The 8879-nt window shown below is 32.6% G+C and carries 6 protein-coding genes; all 6 read right to left on the reverse strand.

Annotation, left to right across the window (positions count from 1 at the left end):
• Positions 1–354: 354 nt before the first annotated feature.
• Positions 355–1773, reverse strand: a complete 1419-nt coding sequence (locus ACFVQC_RS29640) for a S8 family peptidase (RefSeq protein WP_377900101.1) — start codon at positions 1771–1773, stop codon at positions 355–357.
• A gap of 115 nt (positions 1774–1888) precedes the next feature.
• On the reverse strand, positions 1889–3253 hold the full coding sequence (locus ACFVQC_RS29645) for a lanthionine synthetase C family protein (protein WP_377900104.1): 1365 nt from the start codon (positions 3251–3253) through the stop codon (positions 1889–1891).
• A 13-nt stretch (positions 3254–3266) separates the two neighbouring features.
• Positions 3267–5096 (reverse strand): ABC transporter ATP-binding protein, encoded by a 1830-nt coding sequence (locus tag ACFVQC_RS29650; RefSeq protein ID WP_377900105.1) that lies wholly within the window; start codon positions 5094–5096, stop codon positions 3267–3269.
• Complete coding sequence (locus ACFVQC_RS29655) at positions 5093–8305, reverse strand: lantibiotic dehydratase (protein WP_377900107.1); 3213 nt, start codon at positions 8303–8305, stop codon at positions 5093–5095. The genes ACFVQC_RS29650 and ACFVQC_RS29655 overlap by 4 nt, the downstream gene beginning before the upstream one ends.
• Before the next feature lie 83 nt (positions 8306–8388).
• Entirely contained in the window at positions 8389–8583 is a 195-nt protein-coding gene (locus ACFVQC_RS29660; RefSeq protein WP_377900108.1) for a gallidermin/nisin family lantibiotic, read from the reverse strand.
• A gap of 34 nt (positions 8584–8617) precedes the next feature.
• On the reverse strand, positions 8618–8788 hold the full coding sequence (locus tag ACFVQC_RS29665) for a gallidermin/nisin family lantibiotic (protein ID WP_377900109.1): 171 nt from the start codon (positions 8786–8788) through the stop codon (positions 8618–8620).
• Positions 8789–8879: the final 91 nt, after the last annotated feature.

Here is an 8879-nt window from a genome sequence, read left to right on the forward strand (position 1 = left end):
CGTTAATTATTTAGTGCTTCAAAAGTATCTTTTTTGACCTTTAGAAGTACTGAATCAAGTAGGTTTTAATATACTTCAAAAGGTGTACCTTTTGAAGCGATTAGAAAAAGGAATCCGTTATGGATTCCTTTTTGTTTTGTAAAGCTTTTATGAAATAGCTTACTTTTTTAAAAAGTATTTTTCAACTTGTTTAAAATATGGGGTCGCACCACATGACCATCAAGCTAAGATTTTGAAGTTCCCCCAAAATGAAAATTTTCTTTCTCCACAGTTAGTTACTTTGAGAAGCCAGCTCTTTTTTTCGTTTTGGGATGATTACTTTTCTTAACTTGATAGCGATGTGTCTGTACCCCATTATTCACTAAGCATATTGTAAATATTTAACTGTCCTTTTCCGAAAAAATTGGGTGTTTGTAAATCGCTTTTTTCTACACCAAATTTATATAAGAAGCGTGTAGATTTTTGCGGGGAATTTTTAAATTTGTATTTATCAATAATTAGAGCCAAAGCACCTGATACTTTGGGCGTAGCAGTTGAAGTTCCTGCTCCATAAAAATACCCTCCGTTCGGACTTGTACTAATGACCTGCTCTTGTTGGTAGTAGCCATCTTTCATCCATATATCTATGCCATATTTATTAAATAGTCGTAAGTCGCCACCTGGTGCAGTTATATCAACAAAATTTTTTCCATAATTTGAAAATGAAGATAATTCATGTGTTGGGCCCGTTGATGTTACCGTGATCACGTCCGGTAAGCTAGCTGGTGTATCCAACCCTATTCCCTTATAAGTAATATCATCTTTTGCAAATTGTTCTTTTAGAAAATTATTCATATCATTTTTATTGGTTACATCAAGACCATCATTTCCAGCTGCCGCAACAACAACACTTCCCATTTTCCGTGCATATTGAATCGCTTTTTTATATGCTTTAATATCCGTGCTTTCTTTTTTTATGGTACCATCTTTAAAATAGATTGTACCATTGATTAGATAAGAGCCTAAACTTAAATTGATTACATCTACATCATCTTTAGAGGCTTCAACAATGGCTTTAGCAATCCAAGCAGGATCAGCAGAGGATCCCCCAAAAATCCTATATGAACGTATTCCTACACCTGGTGCAACACCTTTCATTAATCCATTAGCAGCAATAAGCCCTGCTGTATGTGTACCATGTCCACGTTTATCTTCTAAGTAGTTTATATCACCGGTTTCATCCTGTTCCTCACCTCTAAATCCACCTTTAGGTACAAGGTTTTTAGAACCAGATACTACGCTCTCTTTCAAATCAGGATGAGTAGTATCTATACCTGAATCTACAATTCCAACAGTGACATTATGAGTACCTTGAAATTTTTCATAACTTTTCCCATCATTCGTTACTTCTTTGACATCCCATTGTAAGTCCCATATTGAAGGAGAATTGGGAGCTAATAGTGCTTTGGGTGTATCCACTGAAATTTGTTGGGGAATTACACTACTTCCAGAAGGTGTAATTTCCTCTACTGACGGATCCATCTGTATTTGTTCCATTTGTTTTTGTTCACCAGCAATCTGTACAATTCCGATTTCTGGGATTGTGTATGTGATATGCAATTGTTCACCATATGATTTGAGGTTTTTAATAAAATTCTCGGTATTGTGTTCATTTTTTAAAAGAATCGTATAATAATTTCGGTTTGAATCTTCTGCATATGTATTATGAAGTAAATTAGGTAAACTTCCAGCTATGGATAAAACTAAAATGAAAGAAATAATTATTTTTTTCATAGATAGATCACTCCTTTAAAATATACAATCTATATATTTTAATTTTTTTACAATAACAAGATAAGAAAGTAGGGGATTAATGGCTATATTTTATCCCCCAGTAAAGTATTAAATATTAATTTAGTAAAAATAAAATATCCCATTCTGTATAATTTTTATTATTATAATGGGCTAGTAACGTCAATAAAATCGTGGTAGTCCCATCTAAGAATCCAGCTTTGTTCATAGATTTCATTCCTAAATCGCTTGGTTCTAAATCTTGAAATCCGAAAGGAAGCTCTTTATTGTAAAGACTTAAGATGTTACTTACCAGTTCACGTGTATGAACATTTAATGTTTTAGATTGTAGAGAAGTATTTGTTAAATTTGTAATATGCAACAATCCACTAAATCCATGGCAGAAGGTTGGTGAGTGTAGTCCCCATTGTTCAGTAGGACGTTCAAATACAGATTGTAAGCTATATTCTGCAATTTTTATAAAAGAATCGTTTTTTAATGCTTTACCAGCTAAATAGAGAGAACGAGATACTCCTGGTGATCCGTAGCACCAGGCATCACGGCTTACGGAAGGTGTTACGGTTCCTTTTATTTGTTCTTCCCAAGTAATAGTACTAGGGAAGTAAAATCCATTTTCGGATTCGATTATGTTGTGAATTAACCAATCGCCGACTTTAGCTATTGCTTCTTTTTGTCCTGCAATTTCTACGCCTTCAATTAACGAAACAGCTAAAAGTGCCATAGGCCCTGGTATTCCATGTGATAATCCACAATTAAAATTTCCGATTGGATTCGCCATTTGTTCCGTTTCTAAAAATAAATTTTTGCTTCCAACAAACCAGCCAGGTACCTGTTGATCATTAACTGTAATATCTTTTGTTATATCAATCATATATTGTAAAATATCTTGTAATACGTCTTTCGCTTCAAGGTTGTCCTTATATAGCAATAAGTACCTACCTACACCAGATAATCCTTCTATTACATCATAATCACTCATTATAGTACCAAGATTGGGGGTATTTCTAATTTGCTCTAATCGTATTTTTGTATGTTCAATTAATAAATGATTAATTGAATTAATAAACTTTTGGTATCTACTTCCATTTCTTGAAAGAGAACGTGCAGCAAATCCGATCCCAGCTAGCCCACTAAAGGTAGACGTCGAATGAATTCCATATTCTTCAATTGATTTTTGAATCTCCATCATAAAAGAATGTCCAATGACATCCCAACCATTTTCCGGAAACATATGATCTAGTTCACCAAATAAAATACATAATCCAGGATATCCATGTGATAAAGATGTATCACTCCAAGGTATTAGTTTAGCTCCATTAATATCTATTACATTTTCCTGAGAACTAGATATTTCTTTTACAGTAGACGGAATAGACAACTGTTTAGCGACGTTTAATATGATTTCTAACATGTCTGTTTTCATATCTATATGTGATTGTGGTATAACATTTTTATCTATCAACTGATAATCCCCCTTAGGATATTTGAATTGCTTCCTCATTAAGGTAAGCGGAAGCTTGTAAGTTATATAATTCAGAATATACACCGTTATATTTTAAAAGGTTTTCATGTGTACCGCTTTCAATAATTCTTCCTTCATCAAACACTAAAATTTTTGTTGAGTGTTTGACTGTAGAAAAGCGATGTGAAATATAAATTCCAATTTTCTCGTTTGTGAGATTGTGGAATTTCTCGAAAACTTCTTGTTCGGCCTGAGGGTCTAAGGCTGAACTTGGTTCATCAAGAATATACATTCCCGAATTTTTTATAATAGCTCTAGAAATGGCCATCTTCTGCCATTGACCTCCTGAAAGTTGGTGACCTTCTGAAAACCACTTTCCTAATTGTGTATCTAATTTATTTGGAAGGGAATAAATTAGATTGTATGCTCCAGATTGTAGGGTCGCATCATAAAGTGATTTATCATCTTTAATATAGTTCAGGTTACCAAATCCAATGTTTTCGCGAGCCGTTAATTCGTATTTTACAAAATCCTGAAAAACAACACCGATCTGGTCACGAATACTTTGTACAGAATAAGAATCAATTGATTTATCATTAATAAGAATTTCGCCAGTATAATTTTTATATAAACGTGTGAGTAATTTGACTAATGTAGATTTTCCAGATCCATTTTTCCCGACAATTGCGACGATATCGTTTTGTTTAAGAGAGAAGGATACATCTTTTAAAGCATAGCTTTCGCTTCCAGGATATTTAAATGAAACATTTTTAAACTCAATTGAGTGAATAGAATCCAGTTTAATTGCATTCTCATCATTATTTTGATCTTTTTCTTCTACATCCAGATATGAGAATAATTGTTCAATATATAGGTTATTCTCATACATGGAAAATATTTGATGCAACAAGGATTGTGATGCATTTTGTGTAGATGATAAAGCTTGGATATAACTGACCATAGTTCCAATCATAATTTCCTTCGTAAAAGCAGCTATTAAAATTAGTAGGATTAAAGCAGCTATAACAAATTGATTAATAAATTGGAATGTAAAAGATAAAATTAATCGCCTTTTGGCGATGCCTTTATCTACTTTTAAGAAGTCATGATATATACCTTTGTATTGAGTAATGATGTGAGAACCAAGGTTATATAGCTTTACTTCTTTAATTGTAATATCCTTAGTAAGAAGGTAGTTCAAATACCATAACTTTCTCCATAAAGGTGCTCTATCCCATTCAATGTCAAATTCTTTTTTCCCTAATTTTAAGAAGGAAACAGCTGATAATATAGGGATAATGAGTAAACAAGGAACAACCCACCATTTCCATGCAATTAAAATCATTGCAGTAGATATAAATATAATAGCACTGCTAATTATTGATAAAATTTGTTCAAAAATTTGATATGGCCGATGGTTTGCTTCACTCTGTGCTCTTTGTAATTGATCATAAATTGTGTCGTTTTCAAAGTCTTCTAATGATAAATTTACAGATTTTCTCATTAAGAGCACGTTAATAGAATAAGAGAGTCGTAATTTATAAATTTCCTCTACATATTGTTTGATTTGACCCGTAATGAGTTGAAATACATATAGACTAACTAAAAGAGCTAATCCTTTAATAACAATATCAAAGTCTTGTTCCCATCCAAGAGCGATGCTATTAATCAGAAATTGATTAGCTAATAATAGGAGGGCTGGAAAAAGCCCTCCTATTACAGTAAAAACCATGATAATAATTAAGGCTTTTTTATCAATACTCCATAGTAATTGAAACACTCTTGGCCAATATCTAAACGAAGTAAGGACTTCCTTAAATGTTAAATTCGTATTCCAATTCACTTCATACCCTCCTTCAAATATCGTAAGTTATGAAGCGTATGGCGTACAAAGGCCATGATTTTTGCTTCTCTTTGACGATCAATACCGAGTAAACGATTTAAATGAAGATGGATAATACTTCCTAATATATCTTCTACATTATTATACAAACTTTGTTTCTGATCGACATGTTTCATCATTTCTATAAAGGAATAAACAGACTCCCGACGTTGCTCTAATATGGTTAAAATTTCAGGTCCATTCTCAAAACCTCGAAATTTTAACCATTGTTCATTACTGTTTCCAATTTGCATGAATGTATTTCGGTTTTCTCTAAATTCTTTCACATAATCTTTATAGGATACCATTCGATTGAACCAATCTAGTTGGTCTTTAAATGAAAGACCAAAACATTCTAAGTAATGAATAACGCTAACTGTTGCAATTTCATCTAATTCTAATTTTGTACCTTCTACACGAGTAAGGAAAAGTAAGTCACTGACACATTTACTGTCATAGTGAAAAAGAGATTCTGCCATATCGATAAGTTCAGGTCCACCATAGCGCTCTACTTCCCTTTCGTATGTAGAGATATCGATGTTTTGTAAAATACCTTCTTCTTGCAGAGAGAGGAACCATTGTCTTAAAGCTGGGAGTAATGTTCTAGATAATTGATTAGGATCACCATAGAATCTTAAACGAATATGTTGATCAGGATCTGCATAACGCATAAAGAAATATTTTTCTATAATCTGCTTTTGTTCTAATTCTGTACAAAAGTTTTTAATCTGCCAACAAATTAATTCTTCTTCCCTCGAAGTATTTCCATACAATTTTACATACAACCATTCACTTCCTGGAAATTTTTTAACAATATCACTGTTTGTTTGAATAGGTGGCAAATTTGATTTTAAAGGTAATGTAGTTTTAGCTTGTAAAGATTGATTTTTCATTAATGGAAATACACATTCAATATTATATGTAGAGCCTTCTATATCCTTTGCCCAGCCCGTTAATGTATTTGTTTCTTTCTCTAATAAAGAAATAAGCTCATTTGCTTTTAAATTATTTATTTCCAAATATAATTGTTCTAAGTGAAGTGGGTTATAAATATCAAGAAGAATTCGGTTGTCAGCAATGGTTTGATAGACCCATCTTGGCATATTCCATGTTTTCGCCCACTTATAAAATCCTGTTTTCCATGTTTCAAAATCTACATTTTCTTTTAAGTTTAATGTTTTATTATTTATATTCCATTTAGCTAAAGAGATGATAGATTTTCCAACTCGGACACGCGGTAAAAATGGTGCAGATTCAAAGGAATACCACATAAATGGCGTCCACTGTCGAACTCCTTCTGATCCTATCTCTGCAAGAAAGCGATATATGTTTGGAGATGATTGAATATTTAACATATGACTCAATGTAATAATAATTTGTTTACCAAGTGATCTGGATTTCAAATAAAACTTGTCAAATGTTGCTCCTACAAGTATGTCTGATACAGAAAGAGTATACGCAGCATCTTTAGATGAATTTGTCCCAATCACAATTTCGTAGTCACGAATATTATGAGACAATGTAACATTTGCCGCTCGCCCTGCAGCTGGTAGATAAACAAGTTCAGCATATATAACATCCTCATCTTTTCGTTCTGGTATGTATATCTCTTGGAATTTTTTCATGAATGTTTCATCTTCTAAAATATCTATAAATCTTCCAAAAGTTTTTCCAGCTCCGTCTGAACCAGGATTAATTCCAAGAACGAATTGAAAATTACCATTATCGATTTCTTCTGAACTCTCAGCGATAATGTTCCCATATAGTTCTAAAGAGTTAGGTAACGTTTCTAATTTAGGTTCAGTGGGTTGCAGTTTTTTAATATCTTTATCATCCAAACAAATTTCTATTGAATTTGATTTACTAACTTCTAATAATTGTGAAAGTAGGTAATTCTCACGTTTAAATTTGGTCATGTCATCATTTTGTGTCGGTTTTCTCCGGCTTTTTGGATAGTTATATAGTGCTGGTGCTCCTAACCCTTGATCTTCATCTAATAATTCTAAAATAGGCACCTCACGATATGGTCCATATTTTTCAATAAATTCATTTCGATATTCTTCTATATTTTGAAGACCTAGGGAATCCGGGGATAGTTTCCATAATATTTCAGCAACTCTTGCCGCTTCTTCTCCAACTTTATTGTTTAAAGTAATTGGATTATTTATTAATTTCACATCTACTTGTAAAGGATTCTTTGCATTTGTTAGTTGTTTCATTTTATAATGAATTTCTTTGACCGTCTCTAGTCCTTTTCCTAATTGTTGTTCATTATAAAGTTCAATGAGCTGTTTTATTTCATATAAGTTTTCTTTCAATTCTTCGATTCCTTGAATACGTGCCAGCTTGTCTAATAAATAATTGAAAGGTGAAGAAATCATTAGGGGTGGACGAAGTTCAGTTAATAAATATTCTTTTTCCACTAGTTGTAAGAGCATCATATGTATTTTATCTTCAGGTGTTTCAGTAAATTCAGCTTTGAGAACTGTAACAATATCATTAACACTAATCTTTTCTTGTGCAAGTTCTAACACAATATCTGTTACAGGTGTTTTACGGATTGAACTACTCTCAACATTTACGGGGTGATTCATATCTTGTTGACCGCACTGCGAATTATAAGGGATATTTAAACGTCCACCTGCATCCCCAATAATAGAATTTGTGTGAACTTTTAATTGTTTCAATACGGAAGGATCTGTTTCTAATTTATGAATTAAAGATAGTATCCAAGCCATATCTGGACGCGCTCTTTTTTTATGGGAACATGGAATGCCAAATGTAAGGGAGGTATTTGTATCTAGTGTTCCATATGTTACACCCGAAAATAAGCCGAAAGGTGTTGGTCTTGTTGACATTCGAATTAGATATTTGTTTAATGATTGTAAAATTTGATTACTACGTTTTTCGTCATCTATATTTTCCCAGTCAATCATTGATGCATATAACGAGTTACTTGAAACAAAAATTGCTTCTTGTACGAATGGATCCTTTGCTAGTTTTTTTATCCGAGAAATTGTCTCCTCTAAGGATAAAGATTCTTCTTTAGAAGAATCGAAAACTTTGTTGTAAAAATCCATTGGTAAAAGAGGGGAACGTACCATAAAAAAGCTAAGTGGATCAAAAGTATGTAAGAGTGTATTTTTTTTTAATTTTTCTTTAACTGTCATGCTAATGACTGACCTCCCTATTTTTAAATATTAATATAAATTAGTACAGAAGGAGAATTATACTCCTTCTGTAACCTAAGATATTAGCATCCGCCACCTAGAGAGCAGACAAATGTACCAACACAACAATTAGATTTTAATGTAGCTTGTCCTTTACAGCTAGCCCAACAAGTTCCAGGTGTACAAGCCGCAACACTCGTAATTCGAGGTTCAACCGCACTGTTATTTTGTTTGACTTGAAGATCTAGATCGAATAAATCTTTTTTCCCCATATTCATTACCTCCTATTTTTTATATAAAATTTATTAGCCATTAGCATTTCATAAGTGATAGACAACAATTGGAATGTAAAGTGGCATCTCCTTTACAACTAGCCCAACAAGTTCCAGGCGTACAATATTTGGCACTTGTAATTCGAGGTTCAACGGCACTATTACTTTGTTTGATTTGGAAATCTAAATCAAATAAATCTTTTTTTCCCATATTATTCACCTCCGATTTCCTATACTTTATAGGTTTCTTTTCAATGCTTATGTAACAGCGAAAAGAAAAACTATTATGTTAAAAAAATCTG

The sequence above is a fragment of the Bacillus sp. NPDC057893 genome (genome assembly GCF_042796455.1).
Taxonomy (GTDB): domain Bacteria; phylum Bacillota; class Bacilli; order Bacillales; family Bacillaceae_G; genus Bacillus_A.

Coding starts and splice junctions, on each gene's coding strand:
- ACFVQC_RS29640 (WP_377900101.1), bottom strand. CDS start 1,773: ATGAAAAAAATAATTATTTCTTTCATTTTAGTTTTATCCATAGCTGGA.
- ACFVQC_RS29655 (WP_377900107.1), bottom strand. CDS start 8,305: ATGACAGTTAAAGAAAAATTAAAAAAAAATACACTCTTACATACTTTT.
- ACFVQC_RS29660 (WP_377900108.1), bottom strand. CDS start 8,583: ATGAATATGGGGAAAAAAGATTTATTCGATCTAGATCTTCAAGTCAAA.
- ACFVQC_RS29665 (WP_377900109.1), bottom strand. CDS start 8,788: ATGGGAAAAAAAGATTTATTTGATTTAGATTTCCAAATCAAACAAAGT.